The 24,973-nt window shown below is 69.6% G+C and carries 23 protein-coding genes; 16 read left to right on the forward strand and 7 right to left on the reverse strand.

The genetic code is table 11. The features are described 5' to 3' along the window. Positions 1-13 precede the first annotated feature (13 nt). Entirely contained in the window at positions 14-2,191 is a 2,178-nt protein-coding gene (locus AB8810_RS04275) for a carboxy terminal-processing peptidase (RefSeq protein ID WP_179567353.1), read from the forward strand. A 411-nt stretch (positions 2,192-2,602) separates the two neighbouring features. Here AB8810_RS04275 and AB8810_RS04280 read toward each other — a convergent pair whose 3' ends face one another. After that, on the reverse strand, positions 2,603-3,346 hold the full coding sequence (locus AB8810_RS04280; protein WP_369915657.1) for a sulfite exporter TauE/SafE family protein: 744 nt from the start codon (positions 3,344-3,346) through the stop codon (positions 2,603-2,605). Positions 3,347-3,431: 85 nt separating this feature from the next. Here AB8810_RS04280 and AB8810_RS04285 point away from each other — a divergent pair, with 85 nt between their 5' ends. After that, a complete protein-coding gene (locus AB8810_RS04285; protein WP_369915658.1) occupies positions 3,432-4,346 on the forward strand; it encodes a LysR substrate-binding domain-containing protein in 915 nt (304 codons plus the stop codon). Between the two features lie 24 nt (positions 4,347-4,370). Here the strand turns inward: AB8810_RS04285 and AB8810_RS04290 are convergent, their stop codons facing one another. Both AB8810_RS04290 and AB8810_RS04295 read right to left on the reverse strand, forming a co-directional pair. Continuing rightward, positions 4,371-5,249: an endonuclease/exonuclease/phosphatase family protein gene (locus AB8810_RS04290; RefSeq protein ID WP_369915659.1), complete on the reverse strand. Its 879-nt coding sequence runs from the start codon at positions 5,247-5,249 to the stop codon at positions 4,371-4,373. Positions 5,250-5,413: 164 nt separating this feature from the next. Further along, complete coding sequence (locus tag AB8810_RS04295) at positions 5,414-6,409, reverse strand: glycosyl hydrolase 53 family protein (RefSeq protein WP_369915660.1); 996 nt, start codon at positions 6,407-6,409, stop codon at positions 5,414-5,416. Positions 6,410-6,634: 225 nt separating this feature from the next. Here AB8810_RS04295 and AB8810_RS04300 point away from each other — a divergent pair, with 225 nt between their 5' ends. The 6 genes from AB8810_RS04300 to AB8810_RS04325 all read left to right on the forward strand — a co-directional run bounded on the left by AB8810_RS04300 (position 6,635) and on the right by AB8810_RS04325 (position 12,670). Then, positions 6,635-7,690, forward strand: a complete 1,056-nt coding sequence (locus tag AB8810_RS04300) for a bifunctional nicotinamide-nucleotide adenylyltransferase/Nudix hydroxylase (RefSeq protein WP_179567343.1) — start codon at positions 6,635-6,637, stop codon at positions 7,688-7,690. A 64-nt stretch (positions 7,691-7,754) separates the two neighbouring features. After that, positions 7,755-9,179, forward strand: coding sequence for a nicotinate phosphoribosyltransferase (locus tag AB8810_RS04305; protein WP_191825255.1), 1,425 nt, complete (start codon positions 7,755-7,757; stop codon positions 9,177-9,179). Positions 9,180-9,187: 8 nt separating this feature from the next. After that, positions 9,188-10,294, forward strand: coding sequence for a hypothetical protein (locus AB8810_RS04310; RefSeq protein ID WP_369915661.1), 1,107 nt, complete (start codon positions 9,188-9,190; stop codon positions 10,292-10,294). Next, the gene (locus tag AB8810_RS04315; RefSeq protein ID WP_369915662.1) at positions 10,287-11,351 is read left to right on the forward strand and encodes a DNA methyltransferase; all 1,065 of its coding nucleotides are present in this window, start codon (positions 10,287-10,289) and stop codon (positions 11,349-11,351) included. Before AB8810_RS04310 ends, AB8810_RS04315 begins: the two co-directional genes overlap by 8 nt. Positions 11,352-11,429: 78 nt before the next feature. Then, the gene (locus AB8810_RS04320) at positions 11,430-12,158 is read left to right on the forward strand and encodes a DUF2242 domain-containing protein (protein WP_206257349.1); all 729 of its coding nucleotides are present in this window, start codon (positions 11,430-11,432) and stop codon (positions 12,156-12,158) included. 143 nt (positions 12,159-12,301) lie between these two features. Further along, on the forward strand, positions 12,302-12,670 hold the full coding sequence (locus AB8810_RS04325; protein ID WP_179567333.1) for a glycine zipper 2TM domain-containing protein: 369 nt from the start codon (positions 12,302-12,304) through the stop codon (positions 12,668-12,670). A gap of 254 nt (positions 12,671-12,924) precedes the next feature. On the opposite strand, the gene AB8810_RS04330 is transcribed toward AB8810_RS04325, so the two are convergent. After that, on the reverse strand, positions 12,925-13,812 hold the full coding sequence (locus AB8810_RS04330; protein WP_206229681.1) for a TIGR01777 family oxidoreductase: 888 nt from the start codon (positions 13,810-13,812) through the stop codon (positions 12,925-12,927). Positions 13,813-14,028: 216 nt separating this feature from the next. Here AB8810_RS04330 and AB8810_RS04335 point away from each other — a divergent pair, with 216 nt between their 5' ends. Continuing rightward, positions 14,029-15,330: a hypothetical protein gene (locus tag AB8810_RS04335; RefSeq protein WP_369915663.1), complete on the forward strand. Its 1,302-nt coding sequence runs from the start codon at positions 14,029-14,031 to the stop codon at positions 15,328-15,330. Between the two features lie 69 nt (positions 15,331-15,399). Further along, positions 15,400-16,341 carry a phosphogluconate dehydrogenase (NAD(+)-dependent, decarboxylating) gene (gene gnd / locus AB8810_RS04340; RefSeq protein WP_369915664.1) on the forward strand — a complete coding sequence of 314 codons (942 nt, stop codon included), beginning with the start codon at positions 15,400-15,402 and terminating at the stop codon, positions 16,339-16,341. A 13-nt stretch (positions 16,342-16,354) separates the two neighbouring features. Here the strand turns inward: gnd and AB8810_RS04345 are convergent, their stop codons facing one another. Next, positions 16,355-17,398, reverse strand: coding sequence for an oxidoreductase (locus tag AB8810_RS04345; protein ID WP_369915665.1), 1,044 nt, complete (start codon positions 17,396-17,398; stop codon positions 16,355-16,357). 153 nt (positions 17,399-17,551) lie between these two features. On the opposite strand from AB8810_RS04345, the gene AB8810_RS04350 reads away from it, so the two are divergent. The 5 genes from AB8810_RS04350 to AB8810_RS04370 all read left to right on the forward strand — a co-directional run bounded on the left by AB8810_RS04350 (position 17,552) and on the right by AB8810_RS04370 (position 22,480). Next, positions 17,552-17,941 (forward strand): BON domain-containing protein, encoded by a 390-nt coding sequence (locus AB8810_RS04350; protein WP_369915666.1) that lies wholly within the window; start codon positions 17,552-17,554, stop codon positions 17,939-17,941. 202 nt (positions 17,942-18,143) lie between these two features. Next, complete coding sequence (locus AB8810_RS04355) at positions 18,144-18,509, forward strand: hypothetical protein (protein ID WP_369915667.1); 366 nt, start codon at positions 18,144-18,146, stop codon at positions 18,507-18,509. 201 nt (positions 18,510-18,710) lie between these two features. Then, on the forward strand, positions 18,711-20,522 hold the full coding sequence (locus AB8810_RS04360) for an ATP-binding protein (RefSeq protein ID WP_206257360.1): 1,812 nt from the start codon (positions 18,711-18,713) through the stop codon (positions 20,520-20,522). Then, on the forward strand, positions 20,519-20,959 hold the full coding sequence (locus tag AB8810_RS04365; protein ID WP_179567317.1) for a response regulator: 441 nt from the start codon (positions 20,519-20,521) through the stop codon (positions 20,957-20,959). Before AB8810_RS04360 ends, AB8810_RS04365 begins: the two co-directional genes overlap by 4 nt. Before the next feature lie 6 nt (positions 20,960-20,965). Beyond that, the gene (locus AB8810_RS04370; protein ID WP_206229685.1) at positions 20,966-22,480 is read left to right on the forward strand and encodes a hybrid sensor histidine kinase/response regulator; all 1,515 of its coding nucleotides are present in this window, start codon (positions 20,966-20,968) and stop codon (positions 22,478-22,480) included. 149 nt (positions 22,481-22,629) lie between these two features. On the opposite strand, the gene AB8810_RS04375 is transcribed toward AB8810_RS04370, so the two are convergent. After that, complete coding sequence (locus tag AB8810_RS04375) at positions 22,630-23,469, reverse strand: 20S proteasome subunit A/B (protein WP_179567313.1); 840 nt, start codon at positions 23,467-23,469, stop codon at positions 22,630-22,632. 95 nt (positions 23,470-23,564) lie between these two features. On the opposite strand from AB8810_RS04375, the gene folK reads away from it, so the two are divergent. Further along, entirely contained in the window at positions 23,565-24,086 is a 522-nt protein-coding gene (gene folK, locus AB8810_RS04380; RefSeq protein WP_206229686.1) for a 2-amino-4-hydroxy-6-hydroxymethyldihydropteridine diphosphokinase, read from the forward strand. 117 nt (positions 24,087-24,203) lie between these two features. Here folK and AB8810_RS04385 read toward each other — a convergent pair whose 3' ends face one another. Then, complete coding sequence (locus AB8810_RS04385; RefSeq protein WP_369915668.1) at positions 24,204-24,938, reverse strand: pteridine reductase; 735 nt, start codon at positions 24,936-24,938, stop codon at positions 24,204-24,206. Positions 24,939-24,973: the final 35 nt, after the last annotated feature.

Genomic DNA, 24,973 nt, shown 5'->3' on the forward strand with positions numbered 1-24,973 from the left:
CGAGAGTACGTAGATGAAATTCAAAGCTTCCGTCTTCCTGCTGGCGTTCGCGCTGACCACGCCGCTGGCGCTGTTCGCCCGCACCGACGCGCCCGCGCTGCCGGCGGCCTCGACCGCCGACCAGTCCACCACCGCCAAGCTGGTGTACGGGCTGCTCTCCGACAGCCGCTACGCCTACCGGCCGCGCGCGCTCGACGAGGCGACCTCGAAGGAAGTCTTCAAGAAGTACCTGGAGACGCTGGACGGCAGCAAGCAGTTCTTCACCCAGGCCGACGTGGACAAGTTCGCCGCGTTCCAGGCCAACCTCGGCAGCAATATCGCCGCCGGCCAGCTGGAGCCGGCGTTCCAGGTGTTCGCCGTGTACCGGCAGCGCGTGGACGAGCGCATCGGCTACGCGCGCAAGCTGCTCAAGCAGGACTTCGATTTCAACGGCAGCGAGAAGTTCGAGTACGACCGCAAGGACGTGCCGTGGCCCAAGGACAACCAGGAGCTGGACGACCTGTGGCGCAAGTCGGTGATGAACGACTGGCTGCGGCTCAAGCTCGCCGGCAAGAAGCCCGAGGACATCCGCAAGACCCTGGACAAGCGCTACGCCAACCTCGCCGATTCGGTGAAGGAACTGAAGAGCGAGGACGTGTTCCAGTTCTTCATGAACGCCTACACCAACACCGTCGATCCGCACACCGACTACTTCACCCCGCGCACCGCCGAGAACTTCAACCAGCAGATGTCGCTGTCGCTGGAAGGCATCGGCGCGCAGCTGCAGAAGCAGGACGACATGGTGGTGATCCGCGAGGTCATCCCGGGCGGTCCGGCCGCGGTGGACGGCACGCTGAAGCCGGGCGACCGCATCGTCGGCGTCGGCCAGGGCAAGTCCGGCCAGGTCGAGGACGTGATCGGCTGGCGCATCGACGACGTGGTGGCCAAGATCCGCGGCGACAAGGACACCCAGGTGCGCCTGGAGTACATCCCGGCCGAGGCCGGCGTGGACGGCAAGCACCGCCAGCTGCTGCTGACCCGGCAGAAGGTGCGCCTGGCCGAACAGGCCGCCAAGGGCGAGACCATCACCCTGCCGGCGAAGGACGGCGAACCGGCGCGGCGCGTCGGCGTGATCAAGCTGCCGGCGTTCTACCAGGATTTCGAAGGCCGCCGCCGCAACGCCAGCGACTACGCCTCGGCGACCCGCGACGTGGCCAAGCTGCTGGCCGGCTTCAAGACCGACAAGGTCGACGGCGTGGTGCTGGATCTGCGCAACAACGGCGGCGGCTCGCTGGACGAGGCGATCGAACTGACCGGCCTGTTCATCGAGCAGGGCCCGGTGGTGCAGGTGCGCGAATCCGGCGGCCGCGTCACCGTCAACAGCGACGACAACCCGGCCGTGGCCTGGGACGGCCCGCTGGCGGTGCTGATCAACCGCGGCTCGGCCTCGGCCTCGGAGATCTTCGCCGGTGCCATCCAGGACTACGGCCGCGGCCTGATCATCGGCGAGACCAGCTTCGGCAAGGGCACGGTGCAGAACATCGTCGACCTGGACCGCTGGCCGGCCAACGAGACCGACCGCTTCGGCCAGGTCAAGCTGACCATCGCCCAGTTCTTCCGGGTCAGCGGCAGCAGCACCCAGCACAAGGGCGTGGTGCCGGATATCGCGTTCCCGGCCAGCGTCGATGCCACCGAGTTCGGCGAGAGCACCTATCCCAACGCCTTGCCGTGGACCCGCATCGCCGCGGTGCCGCACACCCAGTACGGCAACTTCGCGCCGCTGCTGCCGAAGCTGGAGACGCTGCATGCCAGCCGCATCGCCAGCGACAAGGAATTCCAGTGGTGGGAAGAGGACGTGCAGCAGTTCCGCACCGAGGCGGCGAAGAAGTACGTGGTGCTCAACGAGGCCGAGCGCCGCGCCGAGCGCGAGAAGCAGGACGTGCAGCGCAAGCAGCGCCAGGAGACGCGCAAGCAGCTCGGCCTGCCGCTGGATCCGCTCGCCGACGACAGCAGCGACGACGGCCTGACCGGCAACGAGCGCGACATCGTCAAGGACGCCGCGCGCGAGAAGCTGGTCGACAAGCGCCCGGATCCGCTGCTGCGCGAGTCGGCCTCGATCCTGGCCGATGCGCTGAACCTGCTGGAAAAGGACCGTCCGCTGTCGGTGCAGGTGCTGCCGCAGTCCACCGGCCCGGGGCGCTGGGCCGACTGAGCTAGCACTCCATCGCCGCGCGAACACAGACGCGCCATCGCCCAGCGGTGGCGCGTTTTTCGTTGGGCGTTCGCTTGGCCGCACGCAGTCGCCTGCATTCCACTGTAGGAGGGGTTTCAGCGCCGGCAGGTCATCGCCAGCGTATCGACAGGCTCTTTGTGGGAGCGAGTTCAGTCGCGACGGGCCTTACCGATAAAGCCGTCGCGACTGATGGCCCGATGCCGCCCGAAACCGCTCCTGCAAGGGTTTGCGACGGGCCGGCTGGGCGCACGGTAGGAGGGGCTTCAGCCCCGACAGGTGGCCTGACACGCTCTTTGTAGGAGCGGCTTCAGCCGCGACCGGGCGTTACCGGTAAGACCTGGTCGCGGCTGAAGCCGCTCCTACAAGTGCGCATCAGCATCGAAACCTGCGCTAACCCAGCGCCTGCCACAGCTGATGCACACCCAGCGCCAGCAAGGTCAGGAAGAACACCCGGCGGAACGCCTCGGCGGAAATGCGCCGGCGCAGGTGCGCGCCCAGCCACATGCCGATCGCGGTCGGCAGCAGCGCCAGCAACGACGGCCCGAGCGCGCCGCGCGCGAACGCGCCATGCCAGGCCAGGGCAGTGGCGAGCGCCAACGTGGCGGTGAAGAAGCAGTAGCCCAACGCGCGCATCAGCGTCTCCCGCGGCAGGCCCAGCGCGACCAGATAGGGCAACGACGGCAGCACGAATACGCCGGTGGCGCCGGTCAGCAGGCCGGTCGCCAACCCGGCCGCCGGGCCCGCCCAGGGCTCGTGCCGCGACGGCAGCCGGCCCTGCCAGCGGCTCAGTCCGAGCAGCGCGTACAGCGCCAGCAAGGCGCCGAGACCGCCGCGCGCCAGCGCCGGATCGGCGCCGACCAGGATGCCGGCGCTGAGCCAGGTGCCGATCGCGATCGTCGCCAGCAGCGGCCACAGCCGCCGCAACAGCGGCGCCGCGCCTTCGCCCCAGGCCTGCTGCAGATTGGTCAGCAGCGACGGCAGCACCAGCAGCGCGGCCGCTTCGGGCGGGGCCAGCCACAGCCCCAGCAAGCCCATGGCGACGGTCGGCAGGCCGGTCCCGGCCACGCCCTTGACGAAGCCGGCCAGGCAGAACACCGCGGCGATCGGCAGTAGATGCGGGATGAGCGAGTGCATGCCTCCAGCATCGGCCGTGCCGCGGCGCCGGACAATGCGCGATCGCTTCAGGCAGACTTCGGCAACGACGAAGGCTGGAGCGGCGATGCACCTGGATTTCATCGACTTGCGGCTGTTCGTGGCGGTGGCCGAGGCCGGCAGCATCACCGCCGGCGCCGACCGCGCCGCGTTGTCGCTGGCCGCGGCCAGCGCGCGCATCCGCGCGCTGGAGCAGCAGGCCGGTGCGGCGCTGTTCGCGCGCGGCCGCCGCGGGGTGAGCCTGACCGCGGCCGGCGCCGCGCTGTTGCGGCATGCGCGGCAGTTGCTGCGCCAGGCCGAGGCGATGCGCGCCGAACTGGGCGAGCACGCCGGTGCCAACCAGGCCACGGTGCGGCTGCTGGCCAATACCGCGGCGCTGTACGAGTGGCTGCCCGAACTGCTGGCGGAGTTCCTGGTCGCGCATCCGCGCATCGACCTGGCCTTGCGCGAACAGGGCAGCACCGCGGCGGCCGACGCGGTGCGCGAGGAGCGGGCCGACCTGGCGGTGATCGCCGACCATGCCGACCTGGCCGGCCTGCACGCGCAGGCGTTCCGCCAGGACCGGCTGGTGCTGGTGGCGGCCGCCACGCATCCGCTGGCGCGCGCGCCGCAGCTGCGCCTGGCGCAGCTATGGCAGGCGGAATTCCTCGGCCTGGCCGACGACAGCGCGCTGCAGCGGCACCTGCGTACGCAGGCCGCGCGCGCCGGCGGCCAGCTGCGCATCCGCGCCCACGTGCACGGCATCGAACCGCTGTGCCGGATGCTGGCGCGCGGCGCCGGCGTGGCGATCCTGCCGCAGGCCGCGCTGGCCCGGGTCAGCGTGCGCGAACACCTGGTCGCGGTGCCGTTGCAGGAGCCGTGGGCGGCGCGGCAGTTGTCGATCGTGTGGCGGCCCGCACCGGCGCCGGCGCCGGCGGTGCGTCAGGTGCTGGACTGGCTGTGTGCGCACGCCGACGGCGCAGCGGCCACCGGCGCGGGATGACGTCCCGCGCGCACGCGATGGACCTCACTGCGGCCAGGCGAACTCGGCTTCCACCGGGAAGTGGTCCGACGGCCAATGTCCCTGCGGCCGCGCGTCGAGCGTGGCGAAGTGGGTGGCGCGCAATCCGCGCGACAGGATCCAGTCGATGCGCCGATCGGGATGGCCGGTGAAATCGTGGAAGGTCGCTTCCGGTCCCAGCGCGTGCGGTGCCTGCTTGCGCGCGTCGGCCAGCGCCGGAACCAGCGTGCGGTAGGTGGGCGAATCCGGCGCCGTGTTGAAGTCGCCGGTGATCACCACCGGCACGTCGGCCGGCAACGCCTGCACGCGCGCGAGGAGCAGCGCGGCGCCCTTGGCGCGCGCGGCCTCGTCTTCGTCGCGGTACGGCAGGTGGGTGTCGAACAGGTAGAAACGGCGTCCGTCGGCGATGCGTTCGAACAGGCCCCAGTTCACCATCCGCGGCAGCGGGTGGCCCCAGCTGATGCTGCCGACCACGTCTGGCGTGTCCGACAGCCAGAAGTCGCCCGATTCCACCAGCTTCAGGCGGCGGCTGTCGTAGAACACGCCCATGCGCTCGCCGTCCTCGCTGCCGTCGCGGCTGCGCCCGAACCAGCGGTAGTCGGGCAGTTGCGCGGCCAGGTAATCGGCCTGCAGCTTGACCAGCTCCTGGGTGCCGAATACGTCGGGATGCTGCGCGCGGATCAGCGCGGCCATCGCGCTGCGGCGGATCTCCCAGCGCTTGTCGCCGTCGGTATCGACCGGCACGCGCACGTTGAAGCTCATCACCTTGAGTGTGGCTGGCGCCTTGTGCGATGGGGCGCGCGCCTGCGCCGGGGCGAACACTGCGCCCAGTGCGAGCAACAGCAGCAACCCAAGCGAACGCGGTGACAACGGAAATGTGGACATGGCGACAGGTCTGGCGGTGGGGATCGCGCCAATGGTGGCATGCCGATGTGACCGTCAGCCAGTCGCGGATTGCGCCGCGCTCGCGACGCCACACTGCGTGCCTCGGCGCATGCCGCACGCGGCGCGACCCACCCGCCGCGCATCCGCGCGAGGCGCTGCATGCGTTACTGGAATGCCGCAAGCGCCTGGGTAAGCTGCCCGTTGTTGTTCACCGCGCCCTTGGTATAGCCCTGCCAGCCCGGATACGCATCGGATTCCCAATAGAACACGCCCAGCCCATGCGCACCGACCGCGCGGGTCTTGGCGACCAGGTCGGCCAGCATCGCGCGGGTCGCCGCGTCCTGCTGCCAGTCCATGCCCACTTCGCTGACGATCACGTCCGCGCCGTAGCGCGCCACCATGTCGCGCATGTTGCTGGCGATCTGCGTGTTCGCGCTTTGCCAGCCGCTGCTCGAGGGGTAGTGCGACATCCCGACCACGTCCCACTTGCCGCCGGCGGACTTGAGGCCGTCGAAGAACCAGCGGAAGGTGGCGTTGTCGTACCCGTTGGCCAGATGCACGACCACCTTGGCATTGGGATAGACCGACTTGCTGGCGTTGTAGCCGCTGTTGATCAACTGCGCGAGATTGCCGAAGTTGGGGGTCTTGCCGTCCGGCCACAGCATGCCGCTGTTGATCTCGTTGCCGACCTGCACCCAGCTGACGTCGATGCCGTTGGATTTGAGATACGACAGGATGCCGCTGGTGTGCGCGTAGACGTCGGTGACCAGCTTGGAGAACGCATCGCCGCTCCATGCCGCGGGCTTGGTCTGCTGTCCGGGATCGGCCCAGCTGTCGCTGTAGTGGAAGTCGATCATGATCTGCATGCCCTGCGCCTTTGCCCGCTTGGCCATGTTCAGCACGTCGGCGCCGTCGCACCAGCCGTCCTTGGGATTGACCCAGACGCGCAGCCGGATTGCGTTGACGCCGGTGCCTTTCAGCAACGCGAAGAAGTCGGCGTTCGCGCCCGCGGCATTGCGGAACACGCGGCCGCTGCTCTCCTGCTGGTCGATCCAGCTCACGTCCGCGCCCTTGGCGAAACTCTGCGCCGCCGCCGGTGCGCACAGACAAGTCAGCAGCAGCGCCAGCCATGCGCACATGCTCTTGCTCGATCCGTTCATAGGTTCCTCGCGATGATGGAGTGTCGGAAAAAACGCTGCCTGCGGCGCGGGCCGGGGCGTGCGCGAGGCTAGCGCGATCGCGCGCGCCACGCGCGTCGCAGCGCAGGGTGTCTACGCCTGGCGACAGCGGCGCCTGGCGCGCGGCACTTGACGCCTTCGCCCATTGGCGTAGCATTTGCCGCACGCCAAGGGACAGACCCGCGGCGACTCCAATCACCGTGAGGGATGCTCATGGAATACGACTATCTTGTTTTCATCGGGCGCTTCGAGCCCTTCCACAACGGCCACGCTGCCGTTGCCCGCCACGCCCTGGCGCGTGCGCAGAAACTCATCTTCCTGATCGGCTCGGCCGAAACCCCGCGCACCATCCGCAATCCGTGGACGGTGGCCGAACGCAGCGTCATGATCCAGGCCGCACTCGAGGGCGCCGCCGAGCGCCTGATCCTGCGCCCGCTGCGCGACCACCTGTACAACGAGAGCCAATGGATCGCCGCGGTGCAGTCGGCGGTGGCCGAGGCGGTGCGTGCCGATGGCGGCGGCAGCGAGGCGCGCATCGGCCTGGTCGGCATGGACAAGGACGCCAGCAGCTACTACCTGCGCGAGTTCCCGCAGTGGCCGCTGGTCGACGTGCAGCACACCGAGACGCTGTCGGCGACCGAGCTGCGCCGCTACCTGTTCGAGGCCGGCAGCATCGATTTCCACGGCGCGCTGCTGATGCTGCGCGGCAACGTGCCGGCGCCGGTGTTCGACATGCTCGAGGCGTTCCGCAAGAACTCGCCGTCGTATGCGGAACTGCTCGCCGAATACCAGTTCATCGAGCAGTACCGCGCGGCCTGGAAGGAGGCGCCGTATCCGCCGACCTTCGTCACCGCCGATGCGGTGGTGGTGCATTCGGGCCACGTGCTGCTGGTGCGGCGCCGTGCGGCGCCGGGCAAGGGCCTGTGGGCGCTGCCGGGCGGCTTCGTCGGCCAGCACGAGAGCATCTTCGATGCCTGCCTGCGCGAACTGCGCGAGGAAACCCGGCTGAAGATCCCGGTGCCGGTGCTGAAGGGTTCGCTGAAGAACCGCCATGTGTTCGACCATCCCGAGCGCAGCCTGCGCGGGCGCACCATCACCCATGCCTTCCACTTCGAATTCACCTTCGGCGAACTGCCCGAGGTGCGCGGTGGCGACGACGCCGACAAGGCGCGCTGGATTCCGGTCAGCGAAGTGCTGGGCATGGGCCCGAAACTGTTCGAAGACCACCTGCACCTGCTCGAATTCTTCCTGGGCCGCGGTTGACCGCGGCTTTCCCGGCCGGCGGACAGACCGCTGACCTTCCCCCGACGCGAAGGAGCTTCCCGTCATGCAATGCCTGAACAACCTGCTGCTCAACACCGACAGCTACAAGGCCAGCCACTGGCTGCAATATCCGGCCGGCACCGATGCCACGTTCTTCTATGTGGAATCGCGCGGCGGCGTCTACGACCGCACCGTGTTCTTCGGTCTGCAGTCGATCCTCAAGGAGGCGCTGGGCCGCGCCATCACCCATGCCGACGTCGACGAGGCGCGCGACCTGTTCGCCGCGCACGGCGAGCCGTTCAACGAGGCCGGCTGGCGCGACATCGTCGATCGCCTCGGCGGGCAGTTGCCGATCCGCATCCGCGCCGTGCCCGAGGGCAGCGTGGTGCCGACCCACAACGCGCTGATGACCATCGAGTCCACCGACGCGCAGGCCTACTGGGTGCCGTCGTACCTGGAAACGCTGCTGCTGCGCATCTGGTATCCGGTCACCGTGGCCACGGTCAGCTGGCACGCCAAGCAGACCATCCGCCAGTTCCTGGAACGCACCAGCGACGATCCGGAAGGGCAGTTGCCGTTCAAGCTGCACGACTTCGGCGCGCGCGGCGTGTCCAGCCTGGAGTCGGCGGCGATCGGCGGCGCCGCGCACCTGGTCAACTTCCTCGGCACCGATACCGTGTCCGGCCTGTTGCTGGCGCGCGCGCACTACCACGAGCCGATGGCCGGCTATTCGATCCCGGCCGCCGAGCACAGCACCATCACCAGTTGGGGCCGCGAGCGCGAAGTGGACGCGTACCGCAACATGCTCCGGCAGTTCGGCAAGCCCGGCGGCATTGTCGCGGTGGTGTCGGACAGCTACGACATCTTCCACGCGATCCGCGAACACTGGGGGACCACGCTGCGCGAAGAGGTGATCGCCTCCGGCGCCACCGTGGTGATCCGCCCCGATTCCGGCGACCCGGTCGCGGTGGTGCACCAGTGCCTGGAACTGCTCGACGAGGCCTTCGGCCACAGCGTCAACGGCAAGGGCTACAAGGTGCTCAACCACGTGCGCGTGATCCAGGGCGACGGGGTCAACCCGACCAGCATCCGCGCGATCCTGGAGCGCGTCACCAGCGCCGGCTACGCCACCGACAACGTCGCCTTCGGCATGGGCGGCGCGCTGCTGCAGCGGCTGGACCGCGATACGCAGAAGTTCGCGCTGAAGTGCTCGGCCGCGCGCGTGGACGGCGCGTGGATCGACGTCTACAAGGACCCGATCACCGACAAGGGCAAGCTCAGCAAGCGCGGCCGCATGAGCCTGCTGCGCCATCGCGAATACGGCGGCTACCGCACCGAGCCGGTGCCGGCCACGGCCGCGTCGCTGGACGAACTGGCCCGGCCTGCCGGCTACGACGACGCGATGGTCACGGTGTGGGAAAACGGCCGCCTGCTGCACGACTGGAGCCTGGCGGAAGTGCGCGAGCACGCGAACGCCGCGCGTCTGTAGGTGCCGGCATGGACGCCAGCATGGAGTTCGCGCCGCCGCTGAGCGGCGCCTCGCCGCTGTTCGCCGCACTGCGCGCCGGCATGCCGCACCTGGAATGGCGGGTGCCGGCCGCCGCCGATGCCGCGCGCTGGCGGGTGCAGCGCATCGGCGGGCGCGACTACCGCGTCGCGCAGCCGGTCACCTTCACCCCGTACGCGTCGGTGCGGCCGTGTTCGGCACGTTGCCGCTTCTGTTCGGAAACGCTGCGCCCGCAGGTAGGCGGCACCGCCGCGGCCAGCCTGCGGCCGCCGCCGGACTATTTCGCGATGCTGCGGCAGGGAGTGGCGCAGCTGTCCGGGCTGCCGCTGTCGCACTCGCTGTCGGGGCTGGAGATGACCGACGACGAAGCCTGGTTCCTGCAACTGCTGCAGACATTGGGCGAGGCCGAACGCGATGGCTTGCTGGTCGAGCAGCGCGTGCTGTACAGCAACGGCGCGGGTTTCGCTCGCAGCAAGGGCGATGCGTTGCTGGACGCGCTGCAACGCTTCCGGCTGTCGTGGGTGGAGTTGTCGCGGCACCATCCGCAGCAGGCCGGCAACGACGCGATCATGCGCTTCCGCGACGGCGAGGCGATCGCCGATGCGCAGGTCTTCGTCGCCACCGCGCAACGCATCGCCGCCGCCTTGCCGCTGCGCCTGGTATGCATCCTGCAGCACGGCGGCATCGCCGATGCCGAAGGCGTTGCCGGCTACCTGCGCTGGGCACGCCAGTGCGGCGCGACCACGGTGATCTTCCGCGAGTTCTCGCGGCTCGGCGACGGCTACCGCACCGGCGGCACCCAGCGCTATCTGGCGCAGGCGCGGGTTGGCGTGGAGCAGGTCGTGGCCGCATGCATGGCCACGCCGTGGTGGCGCACGCTGCGGCCGCTGCAGATCACCGAGGGCTATTACTTCTGGAACCTGCGCATGGTCACCGCCGAGGGCATGGAGGTGGTGTTCGAGACCTCCGACTATGCCGCCATGCAGGCGCGCCACGACAGCGGCGACATCTACAAGCTGGTGTTCTTCGCCGACGGCCGGCTGTGCGCGGGCTGGCAGCCGGATCGCGATCTGCTGTGGCGGGCCGGCCATGGATAGCCGCAGCTGGTGGACGCCGCCGCCGGATCCGCCCGAACACCGGCTGCCCGAGGACCTGCGCCAGCGCGATCCGCTGGGCGCGCGCGACTGCGGCTGGGTCAGCCAGATGCGTCCGTTCGTGCGCCAGTTCAGCGCGCCGGACGCCTGCGTGCTGGATCCGTTCTGCGGCTTCGGCAGCACCTTGCTCGCCGCCGAACTGGAGGGCCGGCGCGGACTGGGGCTGGAGATCGACGCGGGGCGCGCGGCGCTGGCCCGTGAACGCCTGCAGCGGCTCGGGCTGCGTGCCGAGGTCCGGGCCGGCGCGCTGCCGCAGCTCGCGCTGGAGGAGCCGATCGACCTGTGCCTGACCAACGTGCCGTACTTCGGTTGCGACTGGCCGGGCGCGACGGCACCGGGCCAGCTGTATGCCAGCCCCGATTACGCGGCTTACCTGGGCGGGCTGCGCGCGGTGTTCCATGCGGTGCGCCGCGGCCTGCGCGACGATGGCTTCTGCATCGCGATGGTCGAGAACGTGGAGGTCGGCGGCGTGTGCGTGCCGCAGGCCTGGGACCTGGCGCGGGTGCTGGGCAGCCTGTTCGTGCCCTGTGCCGAACGGGTGCTGTGCTATCCGCGCGAGAGCGTGCAGCCGCTGGCGCCCGGCGACACGCGCAGCGACCGCAGCCATGAGTACGCGCTGGTCTTCCAGAAGCGGCGCGAACCGATCGACCTGCCGGGCAGCGCCGAGCTGCTGGCCGCGTTGCGCGCGGACGGGTTCGATTACGCCGTGCACGGCAGCTATCCGCTCTGGCTCGCCGATCCGGGCACGGCCGTGCGCCCGCCCGGCGACGTGGACCTGCTGCTGCCGCGCGACCTCGGCCAGCTGCAACGGCTGCTGGACTGGCTGCGCGCGCGCGGCTTCGGGCTCACTCTGTGGGGCGAGCCGCTGGCGGCGCCGCCGACGCTGGCGTTGCTCGACGCCTACCACTACCTGCGCGCCGAACGCCGCGACCGCGGCGGCGGCCTGCTGCGGGTGGACCTGTCGCTGCAGCCGGTGCCTGGCTCGCTAACCGCGGGATGAGCGCTGGCGGCGGCATCAAGGCCGCCTCGACACGCTTGCGGCTATCCTTGGCCGGTTCCTTCCTTTCGGTCCACGGCCATGTCCGCTTCGTCCAACGTCCTCGCCTTTCCTGCGCTCGTGCTGGTCGCGATCGGCCTGAGCGGCTGCTTCGCCCGCAAGCAGGACAACCTGGTGAAGGAGACCTTCAACTCCGACAACACCTATTCGCGCAGCTATCCGGTACAGCCGGGCCAGGCCTGCGAATCGGCGCGGCGCGCGCTGCTGAGCCAGGGCTACGTGGTCGCCAAGGCCACCGCCGATGCGGTCGAAGGCACCAAGAACTTCCAGCCCAACCAGGAGTCGCACGAGCAACTGGAGCTGCGCGTGTCGTGCGTGGCGCACGGCGCGGACGAGTCCTGGGTGTTCGTCAGCGCGCTGCAGGACCGCTATGCGCTGAAGAAGAGCGCGACCTCGGCCAGCGTCGGCGTCGGCGTGCTCGGCTCGGTGTCGCTGCCGGTCGGCAGCAGCGACGACTCGCTGGTGCGCGTGGCCAGCAGCACCGTGCAGGACAGCGATTTCTACAAGCGCTTCTTCGAACTCATGGCGCAGTACCTGCCGAAGGCCAAGCCGGCCGCGCCGCCGGAGCCGCCGCCGGCGGCAGCGCCCAAGCCCGAGCCGGCCGCTGCGGTACCGGCGCCTGTACCGGCACCGGCAGCAGCAGTGCCGGCGGCACCTGCACCTGCAGCAGTGCCAGCGACGCCGGTGGCGGAAGCGACGCCCGCGCCCGCTGCCGCGCCCGCGGTCAGCGACGGCACCACGCCGCGCTGAGGCATGCGTTCATCCGCGGCTGCGGAAGCTGAATAGAGGGCATTTCGCTTCACGATCCATTCGCAATCGCGGTGCAAAGGTGGCTCCGTCGGGAGTGCGATGCCTGCAACAGGCATCGGCTCCGCCACCCAGGAGCAACCAGCATGAACACTTTCAAATCCGCCGTGTGTCTGAGCATCCTCGCGATCGCCACTGCTGCCGCGCCGTTGGCGCAGGCGCAGCGCCATTACGGGCCGGAAGACGCCGGACGCCGCTTCAACGACGGCACCCGCGTGCACTGCAAGAAGGTCGCGGTGCAGAAGAACAACACCGATCCGAACCGCATCGGCGGCACCGTGGCCGGCGCGGCGATCGGCGGCCTGCTCGGCAACCAGATCGGCAAGGGCGACGGCAAGAAGTTGGCCACGGTCGGCGGCGCGGTCGCCGGCGGCGCCACCGGGCGCTACATCCAGGGCCAGCGCCAGCAGGCCAACGGCAACCGCCGCGTCGAGACCGTCTGCAAGCGCTATTGAGTCCACGCCGCGATCGGCCATCGCGGCGCGCTCGGCAAACAAGCAAAAACGCCCCGGCGGACAGCATCCGCCGGGGCTTTTTTTATTGTCGAGGCGTGCGGTTGTGTGCAGTTCGCTGGGATGCCACCACGCGGCTCGCCTGCGCTCGCCAGGCCTTGTGTAGGAGCGGCTTCAGCCGCGACAGGGCGTTGCCGGGAATGCCCCGGTCGCGGCTGAAGCCGCTCCTGCAGGGGCAGGCTGGCGCTTTACCGGCCCTATCCGATCACTTCGCGCAGTGCGCCCCCCAGCTCCGGATAGCGAAACACGTAGCCTTCCTGCTGCGCGCGCGTCGGCAACACCCGCTGGCTGCCCAGCAGCAGGTCGGCCATCTCGCCGAAGGCCAGGCGCAGCGCCGCGGCCGGTGCCGGCAGCAGCGCCGGCCGGTGCAGCGCCTGGCCGAGCTGCTGGGCGAAATCGGCATTGGTCACCGGGGTCGGGGCGGTGGCGTTGTAGGCGCCTTCGCCGCCGTGCTGCAGCAGCCACAGCAACAGGCCGACGTGATCGTCGCGATGGATCCAGCTCATCCATTGCCGGCCGTCGCCCATGCGCCCGCCCAGGCCGAGCCGGAACGGCGGCAGCATCCGCGACAAGGCGCCGCCGTCGCGGCCGAGCACCACGCCGGTGCGGACCAGGCTGGTGCGCACGCCCAGCGTCTGCGCGCGCAACGCCTCGGTTTCCCAGTCGCGGCACAGGTGCGCGGCAAAGTCCTCGCCGGCCGGGCTGCGTTCGTCGAGCAGGTCGTTGCCGCGGTCGCCGTAGTAGCCGATCGCCGAGCCGGAGAGCAGGCAGGCAGGACGTTGCGCCGGGTCCAGTTGCGCGATCCAGTCGAGCAGCGCGCGGGTGGTGCCGATGCGCGAGGTGCGGAAGCGGCGCTTGCGGGTCTCGTTCCAGCGGCCGTCGCTGAGCGGTTCGCCGGCGAGATTGATCACCGCGTGCGCCGGCGCCGCGCCCTGCAGGTCTTGCAGCGCCTGCACGCCGGGCAGGGCACGCGTCGCACGCGCCGCGTCGCGGCTGAGCACGCTGACCTGGTGTCCGGCCTGGAGCAGGGCAGGGCACAGTGCGCGGCCGATGAATCCGGTGCCGCCGGTGACGAGCACATGCATGAGGAGGGTTCCGCGAGCGGGGAGCGGCAGTGTAGGGCCGGTCGGCATGGCAGCAGAGTGAATACGCCTGCCGATGACCGCCATGCGCGTCGCTGCGGCGCGCGGCTTCGCGGCGCGTGCACCGCGCGCGCGTCACGCTGCGCACCCGCGTGTGCGTGCTGCTGCGCGGCCATGCATCCCGCCACTGTCCTCTTTCGCATCTGCCATGCTCGCGCCATGACCGTCCCGACTCCGAACCCGCCAGCGCCGCGCCGATGCCGTTTCGCCGCGCGCCTGCTGCTGGCGCTGGCGCTGGCCAGCGGCGGTGCACTCGCCGCGCCGCCCGAGCCGGCCGACCAGGCCAGCGCCGACTGTCTCGCTGCACTGCTGCGCCAGCTCGGCTGGCGCATCGACAGCACGCCAGCCGCGCAGCCGCGGCTGCTGCCGGGTGCGCCGTGCGAACGCAGTTCGCTGGCCGACGCACAGGCGCACGGCGACCTGCAGGCGGCGTTGCCGGCGCAGTGGAACCCGGCGCAACGGCGCGACGCCCTGCGCGCGCTGCTGGAGACGCCGGCCACGCAGTGCGGTTATTTCCTGCTGCTCGGCGCGGCCACCCAGCGCGCGGTGGCGCATCTGCAGGGCAATCCCGGCTACCGCTTCAGCGCGCTGCAACTGGGCTGGATCGGATTCGGTCCCGGCGGCGCGCGCCGACAGGGCTGGCAGCGCTTCCGCAGCTTCGGCCGCGGCTACCGTCCGGTGCAGGGCAATGCGCGCGCGATCGAGGCGTTCTACAGCGGCCATGTGCGCTCGGAGTGCGGCGTCGGCCGGCAGATCGCGCAGCTCGCCACGCAGCGCGAGCTGTACGGCGATGCCGGCTTCGATCGCGCGTTCAGTGCCGGGGAACTGTCGATCGGCACCTTCCTCACCCTGCACGACACCGACAGCATCCTGCTCGGCGCGCATGCCGGCGAGTTCTTCGCCGACGGCAAGGCGGTCAAGACCTCGCAGTTGGGCGGCGCCGCCTTCCTCGGCGCACCCGGTTTCATCGCCCACGTGTTCGAGCGCCGCTACCTGGACGACATCAACAACCAGGCGGAGAACTTCGTGGTCGTGGCGGTCAGTGCCGACGCGGCAGCGGCGCTGCTCCGGCATGGCGGCTTCGCCCATTACGACGCCAGCAACCGGCGCATCTGGGAACTGGCGCAGGCGCTGCGCGGACCCGGCCGCGAGCGCTTCGAGAAACTGCTGTTCGAACGCGACCCCACGCTGCGCGCGAGCTTGTCGCCAGCGCAACGCAGTGTCCTGGCGCAGATCGATGCGCTGCTCGATGATCCCTTCTACCGGGGCTTCGACGTGTACGTGCATCCCAAGGGCACCAAGCCGATCGGCTACCACGTGTCGCGCCTTTTGGACCGCAATCCGCGCACCCCGTTCGCGATCGACCTGACCCTGCACAACCTGCATACCACCCTGTACCGGCGCTGGCGCGACCACCAGTTGCAGGCCTGCGCGCAGGCCGCGCAGACGCCATCGCCTTAGCTGCGCGTCAGCCGCGGCGCGACGCTTCGTGCGACCCTAATGGGCCTCACTTCGAGCTAGGACAGACGCATGGAACTGGGACTTGTAGGCTTGGGCCGGATGGGCGCGAACATGGCCGAGCGGCTGGTACGTGGCGGCCACCGCGTGGTCGGTTTCGACCTGGGCGAGGCGGCGCGCAGCGCGGCGCAGCAGCGCGGCGTGGAGACGGCGGACTCGATGGCGGCGCTGGTCGCGGCACTGCCGGCGCCGCGTGCGGTGTGGCTGATGGTGCCGTCCGGCAAGATCGTCGACGACACCCTGGCCGCGCTGTTGCCGCTGCTGGCCGAGGGCGACGTGGTCGTGGACGGCGGCAATTCGTACTACAAGGATTCGATGCGCCGTGCCGCCGAGTTGGCCGCGCACGGCATCGCCTACGTCGATTGCGGCACCAGCGGCGGCGTGTGGGGGCTGAAGGAAGGCTACAGCCTGATGATCGGCGGCGACGAAGCGGCGGTCAGCCGGCTCGACCCGCTGTTCGCCACCCTGGCGCCGGCCACCGATGCCGGCTGGGGCCGGGTCGGTCCCAGCGGTGCCGGCCACTTCACCAAGATGGTCCACAACGGCATCGAGTACGGAATGATGCAGGCCTATGCCGAAGGCTTCGCGCTGATGGCGCGCAAGCAGGAGTTCGAACTGGACCTGCACCAGATCGCCGAGGTCTGGCGGCAGGGCAGCGTGGTGCGTTCGTGGCTGCTGGACCTGTGCTCGGATGCGCTGGGCGACAACCCCACCCTGGCCGGGATCGCGCCCTACGTCGAAGACTCCGGCGAAGGCCGCTGGACGGTGGCCGAGGCGATCGACCTCAACGTTCCCGCGCCGGTGATCACCTTGTCGTTGCTGGAACGGCTGCGCTCGCGCGACGACGATTCGTTCACCGACAAGCTGTTGTCGGCGATGCGCAACCAGTTCGGCGGGCACGCGATCAAGCACGAAACGCCGGCCGTGCCGCCGTCCGGGACCACGGCCGGATAAGCCGCGCGGTGGTTCAAGCCAGCGCCAGCGTGCGGCCTTCGGCGGCGCTGCGCTGGCCCAGTTCGAGCAAGCGCATCACCGCCAGCGCCTGCGCCGCATCCACCGGCGCAGGTGCGCGCCCGGCCATCGCTTCGCGAAAGCCGGCGTAGCAGTGCCGATAGTCGCCGCGCTGCGTCTGCAGCGCGTGCGCGGTGGCGCTGCCGTCGTCGGCGACCAGGGTCAGCTGGCCGGCGAGCGGATCCTCGCCCCACTGCGGCGCGGCCGGGGTGAGTCCGGCGCGCAACTGCGCCTCCTGCGTATCCAGGCCATGCTTGAGATAGCTGCCGCGCTCGCCATGCACGGCGAAGCGCAGCCCGTTCGCCGCGACCAGCGAGCCGGCATGCAGGACCGCACGCAGCCGCGGGTAGCGCAGCACGGCATGGAAATAATCGGTCGCCTGTGCGCGGTGGCGCTGCTGTGCCAGATCGACCTGGATCGCTTCCGGCAGGCCGAACAATTGCAGTGTCTGGTCGAGCAGGTGCGGCCCCAGGTCGAACCACAGTCCGGAGCCGGGCAGCGCATGCTCGCGCCAGCGGTTGCCGACCCGCGGGCGATGGCGGTCGAAGTGCGAATGGAACTCGGCGACCTCGCCCAGCGTGCCCGCCTCCAGCAGCGCGCGCAGGGTGAGGAAGTCGCCGTCCCAGCGCCGGTTCTGGAACACGCTGACGATGCGCCCGACGCGTTGCGCCTGGGCGACGACCTGCTGCGCCTCGTCCACGTCCAGGGTGAACGGCTTGTCCACCAGCACGTGCTTGCCCTGCGCCAGCGCCGCCAGCGCCAGCGGCGCATGGGTCTGGTTCGGCGTGGCCACCACCACCGCATCGATCTGCGGATCGGCGAAGGCCTGCTGCGCGTCGGCGACGATGCGCGCCTGCGGATAGGCCGCGGCCGCCTCGTCGTGGCGGCTGGACACGATGGTATGCAGGCGCAGGCCCGGCGTGTGCGCGATCAACGGCGCATGGAACACGCGGCCGACGAAGCCGTAGCCGAGCAAGGCGAGATTGAAGGTCTGATCCATGGCGTGCGAGCGGCAGTACAAGGGCGGACAGTATCCCGGCAAAGGCCGTCACCCGGCGTGCACGCCTTTCACGCTGCCGCGATTTCCCGGTCACGTCGCTTGTACGCCGCCGCGCAGACACTGCGCCCCACACCTTCAAGGGAGGAGGACATCATGAAAAAGTTCACGTCGCCCACGCTGCTCAGCGCTGCACTCGCCTTCGGTCTGACCCTGACCGCCGGCCAGGCGCTCGCCGTCGATCCGCCGACCACCGCCGACAAGGACCATGCCGGCATGGCCCACAACGACGGCATGAAGCACGAGTCCAAGGAGCCGGTCACCGACACCTGGATCACCACCAAGGTGAAGGCCGATCTGCTCGCGACCAAGGATGTCTCCGGCACCGACATCAAGGTCGAGACGCTCAATGGCACGGTCAAGCTGTCCGGTGCGGTCGAAAGCAAGGCGCAGCGCGACAAGGCCGTGTCGGTCGCCAAGATGATCGACGGGGTCAAGAAGGTCGATTCGACCGGCCTGAAAGTGACCGGCGCGGCCAAGCACTGAGCTCTGCCACGCCATCGGTGACGGCGGCGGGGCGCGAGACGAGGCGCGCCCCGCCGCTGCACTACGACGCACTCTTCGGAGTGCGTTTTTTTTGGGCGACACATTCGCGTGCGGGGCATCACCCAGCGTATCGCCGCGCTTCGCATTGCATTGACGCACGTTCAGTCATCATCAAGCCACGTCAGCTACCAGGCGAATTGCCATGTTGGATGCTTACTCTCCAGCCGCGTCCAGCCACGCGGCCACGCACCCCGCGTCGCTCGACGCGGTGGATACGGCGCTCTCTTCGACAGGCGCGCCGCCGCGACCGTCTTCCTTGCTCCTGGCGATGCGCCAGCTCGAATCGAAGCTGGGCATGTTGCTGGTCACCTTCCACGACGATGCCGGGTTCTGGCGCGCCTTCGCCAGACTGATGCAGGACCTGGACAAGGACCTGACCACGGGCGAGCGCGCGCGCCTGCGCAGCCATGCCGATTTCCTGCTGGTCCGGGCAGGGATGTCGTCGTGGACGCTGATCGGCGCGACGCACGACGCCGCCGCCCGCGCGCTCCGGGCGGCAGCACGCTGATCCGGATGCGGGCCAACGGTCTCGACCCATGGGCGGCGCATAGCCGCCCATTTCTTTGCACCCAATCGTTAAGATAGAGTCGCATTCAGGTGTCGCGACGGGGAGCTTGCGCGAAGCCTGAATAATTCATCGTGCGCTCGCGCGGATCGGCGACAATGCCGCCCCGCTTTCGCTGCCGTCTTCAATCTTCCAAGAACAGGTATGCAGATCACCGCCAAACATGACGCCTGGGACCGCTGGCGTTTGCCGCTGCTGGTGCTGGCGGTGGTCCTGATCGTGATCCTGCCCTCGTTGCTGTTGCGGCAGATGAGCGAAAGCACCTTGCGTGCGGCCGATTGGGTCAGCCACAGCCAGGAGGTCACGGCGGGGCTCAGCAGGTTGGAAGCGGACATGCGCGACATGGAGTCGGCGGCGATGGCGATGTCGCACGATGTCGACTCGCCGATCCTGCGCGCACGGTTCGGCGAGTCGCGCGCGGCGATCCCCCCGACCATCGCGCGCCTGGTCGAGCTGACCCGCGACAACCCCGACCAGCAGGTGCGTATCGGCCGCCTGCAGAGCACCCTGGACCGCCGCAGCCTGCTGGCGGCGCGCATTGCCCAGAACCGCGACCCGGACCGGATCCGTGGCTTGATCCAGGAGATGACCGCGGACAACCCGATCCGCGGCCTGGTCGCCGAACTGCAGAAGCGCGAGGATGCGCTGCTGGCCGAGCGCACCGCCGACGCCGACCAGCGGCGGATGCTGGCCTCGGCGATCAGCTGGGTGTCGCTGGCGGTGCAGTTGCTGCTGCTGGGCCTGGTGATCTGGCTGCTGCAACGGCAGATCGGCCGGCGCCTGGACGCGGAGCGGCACATGCTGCGCGCCAATGCCCGCGCCGCCGCGGTGCTGCAGACGGTGCGCGAGCCGATCGTGCTGCTCGACAGCGAGCAACGCATGCTGATGCACAACGCCGCCTTCGGCGAGCTGTACGGGCTGGACCCGGAGCGTCCGACCAAGATGCTGGCCGATGTCGGCGACGGCGTCTGGCAGGATCCCCTCGTGCGCCAGCGCCTGGCCGACGTGCTGCTGCGCGGGCGCGAGCTGTGGGACTTCGAGCACGAACAGCTCGGCGCCGACGGCGTCGGCCGCACCATGCTGCTGAACGCGCGGCGCATGCCGCTGCCGGACAGCGAGGACGAAGTGGTGCTGATGACGGTCAGCGACATCAGCCTGCAGAAGGCCTCGCAGCAGCGCATCCAGATGCTCAACCGGCAGCTCGAGGGCAAGGTGGAGCAGGTCTCGGAGGTCAATCGCGAACTGGAGGCCTTCAGCTATTCGGTCTCGCACGACCTGCGCGCGCCGCTGCGCCATGTCGCCGGCTTCGCCGACAAGCTGGCCCGCCACCTCGGCGACGACGCCGACGAGAAGAGCCGCCATTATCTGGAAGTGATCGGCACCTCGGCGCGGCGCATGGCGTCGCTGATCGACGACCTGCTGGTCTACTCGCGCCTGGGCCGCAGCGCGCTGCGCCTGCAGGCGGTGGACATGCAGTCGCTGGTGGCGGAGACGCGCTCGGTGCTCGATGCCAACGCGCAGTCCGACCACGCCGGCAGCGGCCACCGCATCGAGTGGAACGTCGCGCCGCTGCCGATCCTGGTCGCCGACGAGAACATGATGCGTCAGCTGTGGCTGAACCTGCTCGGCAATGCGGTCAAGTACAGCGCCAAGCGCGAGGTCGCGGTGATCGAGGTCGGCTATCAGCTGCAAGCCGACGGCAGCCACCACTTCACCGTGCGCGACAATGGCGCCGGTTTCGACATGGCCTATGCGGCTAAGCTGTTCGGTGTGTTCCAGCGCCTGCACAAGGCCAGCGAGTACACCGGGACCGGCATCGGCCTGGCCAGCGTGCGCCGCGTGCTGACCCGCCACGGCGGCCATATCTGGGCCGATGCCGCGCCGGACCAGGGCGCGTCCTTCCATTTCGTCTTACCTCCCGCGCTCGAAGCGCCTACCAACGAGTTGACCGTATGACCGCCATCCGCACCATCCTGCTCGCCGAAGACAGTCCCGCCGATGCCGAAATGGCGGTCGATGCGCTGCGCGATGCGCGCCTGGCCAATCCCATCGTGCACGTCGAGGACGGCGTGGAGGCGATGGATTACCTGCTGCGCCGCGGCGCCTACGCCGACCGCGAGGAAGGCCTGCCGGCGGTGCTGCTGCTGGACATCAAGATGCCGCGCATGGACGGGCTGGAAGTGCTGAAGCTGGTGCGCACCGACGAGTCGCTCAAGCGCCTGCCGGTGGTGATCCTGTCGTCCTCGCGCGAGGAAAGCGACCTGGCGCGCAGCTGGGATCTGGGCGTCAACGCCTACGTGGTCAAGCCGGTGGACGTGGACCAGTTCTTCACTGCGGTGAAGACCCTGGGCACGTTCTGGGCGGTGATCAACCAGGCGCCGGACAAAGAGTAAGCGCCTATGCCTACGACCGGCACCAAGCTCGGACCGATCCGGATCCTCATGGTCGAGGATTCTCCGGAAGACGCCGAGCTGCTGTCCGACCAGTTGCTGGACGCCGGCCTGGAGGCGACCTTCCGGCGGGTGGAAGGCGAGTCCGCGCTGCGTGTCGCGCTGCGCGAGTTCGCCCCGGACATCGTGCTGTCGGACCTGAGCATGCCGGGCTTCTCGGGACACCAGGCGTTGCGCGTGCTGCGCGAGCACAGCACGTCGGTGCCCTTCATCTTCGTCTCCGGCACGATCGGCGAGGAGACCGCGGTGGAGGCGCTGCGCGATGGCGCCAACGACTACATCATCAAGCACAACCCGACCCGGTTGCCGTCGGCGGTGGCGCGCGCGATCCGCGAAGCGCGTACCGAGCGCGAGCGGCAGCGGGTCGAGGGCGAACTCATGCGCGCGCAGCGGCTGGAGAGCCTGGCGATGCTCGCCGCCGGCCTGAGCCACGACCTGCGCAACATCCTGCAGCCGCTGTTGATCGTGCCGGAGCTGATGATCGGGCGCAGCGACGACCCGCAGCTGCGGCATCTGGCCGAAGTCATCGCCGAGTGCGGCCGGCGCGGCCACGAGATGGCCGAATCGATGCTGTCGTTCGTGCGCGGCTCGCGCACGCCCAGCGAGCGGGTGTCCATCGCCGGCCTGTTCCAGGCGGTGCAGATGCTGCTCAAGAGCAGCCTGCCCGAGCGGGTCGGCCTGCAGGTGGACGTGGCCGACGCCGAGCTGTCGATCGAGGCCAACTACACCGAATTGCAGCAGTGCCTGCTCAACCTCGGCCTGAACGCGATCCAGGCGATGCCCGATGGCGGCACGCTGTCCATTTCGGCGGCGCCGGCGATCGGCGCCGACGGCAGCGAGCAGGTGCGGATCCTGGTCCGCGACACCGGCGTGGGCATGGATGCGGACACCCAGGCGCAGCTGTTCAGTCCGTTCTTCACCACCAAGGCCGACGGCACCGGCCTGGGCCTGATCTCGTGCAAGCGCATCGTCGAAAGCTACGGTGGCAGCATCGGCGTGGACAGCACGCCGGGCGTGGGCACCTGCTTCGAACTGCTGATCCCGCTGCGCGGCCATGCGCCCTCGGCCGAGCCGGAGCCGGCGATGCCGATGGGCAGGGGCCAGCGCGTATTGCTGGTGGACGGCGAGGCCACGCGCCTGTCGCTGCTCGGCAACGCCTTGTCCAGCCAGGGCTACCAGCCGCAGCTGGCCTCCGACGGCGCCGCGGCGCTGCGCGAGGTGCGCGAACACGGCATGCCGGATCTGGTGATCGTGGACAGCGACATCATCCTGCTGTCGGCGGTGAGCCTGCTGCTGGCGCTGCAGGACCTGGACTACCACGGCCCGGCGATCGTGCTGGAAGATGCCGGTACGGCCCTGCAGCGCGATCACTTCCCGCGCGACATCGCCGTGCACGTCCTGCGCAAGCCGCTGGAGATGCAGCGCGTGTTCCGCGCGGTGGCGCATGCGTTGGAGAGTGGCTAGAGGCTGGGAATCGAGAATGGGGAATGGGGAATCGGAAAAGCGAATCCCCGCACCCCAACGCGTACGCCAAAGACACCGCTGCCGCGGAGGTCATCGGTCAGGCGCTGTTGCCGTTACGATTCCCCACTCCCTATTCCCCACTCCCAGCTTCACTGCTGGGACGACTGATCTTCCGGGTCGCGCCTGGCCGGGACGCGGCGCGGCGGCAGTGGCGGCAGGGCGCCGCGGGTGTCGGTGTCGCTTTCGGTGGTCAGCGCCGGCTCCCAGGGGAAGCGCGGCAGGGTGCGCACCGCGTTTTCCAGCTTGCGCGACCAGGTGTCGTGGATTTCCGAATACAGCGGCGTGTCCGCTTCCAGGCGCAGGCGCTCGGTGACGCGCAGGTCGTTGCGGCGGATCACCGCCAGGTCGATCGGCATGCCGACCGACAGGTTGGAGCGGATGGTGGAGTCCAGCGAGACCAGCGCGGTGCGCGCGGCGTCCTCCAACTGCATTTCCGGGCGGATGATGCGGTCCAGGATCGGCTTGCCGTACTTGGACTCGCCGATCTGCAGGTACGGCGTCTCCGGCGAGGTGGCGATGGCGTTGCCCAGCGGATAGATCATGTACAGCCCGGGCCGCTCGCCGGCGATCTGCCCGCCCAGGATCAGGGTGGACTGCACGCTGACGCCGCTGTGCTGGGACTGGTCGGAGAGCTTGACCTGGCTGGAGACCAGGACCTCGCCGACGTACTCGGCGACCTCGAACAGGTGCTTGAACGAGCGCAGGCTGCGCGGCGCGTCCGGATCGTCCGCATCGCGTTGCAGCTTGGAGATCGCCAGCTGGGTGGTGGCCAGGTTGCCGGCCGACATCAGCACGAACACCGCCTGCCCCGGATACTCGAACACATGCAGCTTGCGATGCACGCGGACGTCGTCCAGCGAGGCGTTGGTGCGCGTGTCTGCGGCGAAGACCAGGCCTTCGTCCACTTCGATGCCTACGCAATAAGTCATGTCGCTGCCGGAGTTCAATGCGTTTCGATTCTATGCGGGGGGGACGGGCTTGGCTACCCGTTGACGGTCGCGGCCGCGGCATGCGCGAATATCCCATGACCACCGTGCTCCTCAGCCTGGGCAGCAATCTGCGCCCGCACCAGCATCTGCCCGCCGCGATAGGTGCGCTGCGGCAGCGTTTCGGCCCGATCGCGGTGTCCCCGACCTACCGCACCCCGGCGGTCGGATTCGACGGCCCGCCGTTCCTGAACAATGCCGTGTCGTTGCAGACCGAGTGGGAGCTGGAAACGCTGGATGCCTGGCTGCATGCGCTGGAAGACGCGCATGGCCGCGACCGCAGCGGCCCGCGTTTCAGCGACCGCACCCTGGATATCGACGTGGTGTTCTACGGCGACCGCATCGTCGAGGGCCCCGGCCACTTGCGCATCCCGCGTCCGGAACTGCGCCACGCCTTCGTGCTCAAGCCGCTGGCCGACATCGCCGCCGACTTCGTCGACCCGCTCAGCGGCCGCCGCCTGGGCGCGCTGTGGCAGGCGCATGCGCAGTTCCGGGAGGCGTTCGAGGTGGTGGAGCTCGATGAAGCCGGGAGTGGGGAATCGGGAATGGAGAATCGGTAGAGCCGGACGCCGGGTCGGGGCCTCGGGCTGTCATGGCGCGGTAATGAGTGGCTCTGGGCAACGACTGGCCTGGTCGCGCTCGCCTGTTCCCCATTCCCCATTCCCAAGTCCCAGCCGTCAGGAAAGCCCCCGCCCCCCATCCACCCGCAACGTCTGCCCGGTGACGAAGCCGGCGTCGTCGAGCAGCCAGCGCACCGCCTCGGCGATCTCCTCGACCTGGCCGATCCGCGCCAGCGGCGTGCGCGCCAGCAGCGCCTGCTGCGCAGCGCTGTCCTTGCCGGTCTCCGGCCACAGGATCGCGCCGGGGGCGATCGCGTTGACCCGCACCTGCGGCGCCAGCTCCAGCGCCAGCGAGCGGGTCAGCATCGCCAGCGCGGCCTTCGCCGCGCTGTACAGCGGGTGCGCGCGCAGCGGCTGCTCGGCGTGCAGGTCGGTGATGTTGACGATCGCGCCGCGGTGCTCGCGCAGTTGCGCGGCGGCGGCCTGGGCCAGGAACAGCGGCGCGCGCGCATTGACCGCGAACAGGTCGTCCCATTGCGCCGGCGTGGCCTCGACCAGCGGCGTGGGATAGAAGTTGGAGGCGTTGTTGACCAGCGCATCGAGCCGGCCGAAACGCTGCACGCACTGCGCCACCAGCGCCGGCAGCTGGGCGGTGTCGCGCAGGTCGGCGTGCAGGGTCAGGGTGCTGCCGGCGCGCGCGGCTTCCAGTTCCTGCGCCAGCGCCTGCAGCTCGGCCTGCGAGGTATGCGCGTGCAGCGCCAGGCGATAGCCGGCCGCGTGCAGGCGCCGCGCGATGCCGGCGCCGATGCGCCGTGCGCTGCCGGTGATCAGGGCGACTTTGGTCTCGGTCATGTGTGCATTCCACGCTCGGCTATGCTGTGCATTGT

The sequence above is a fragment of the Xanthomonas sp. NCPPB 3005 genome, assembly GCF_041228095.2.
GTDB lineage: Bacteria > Pseudomonadota > Gammaproteobacteria > Xanthomonadales > Xanthomonadaceae > Xanthomonas_A > Xanthomonas_A bonasiae.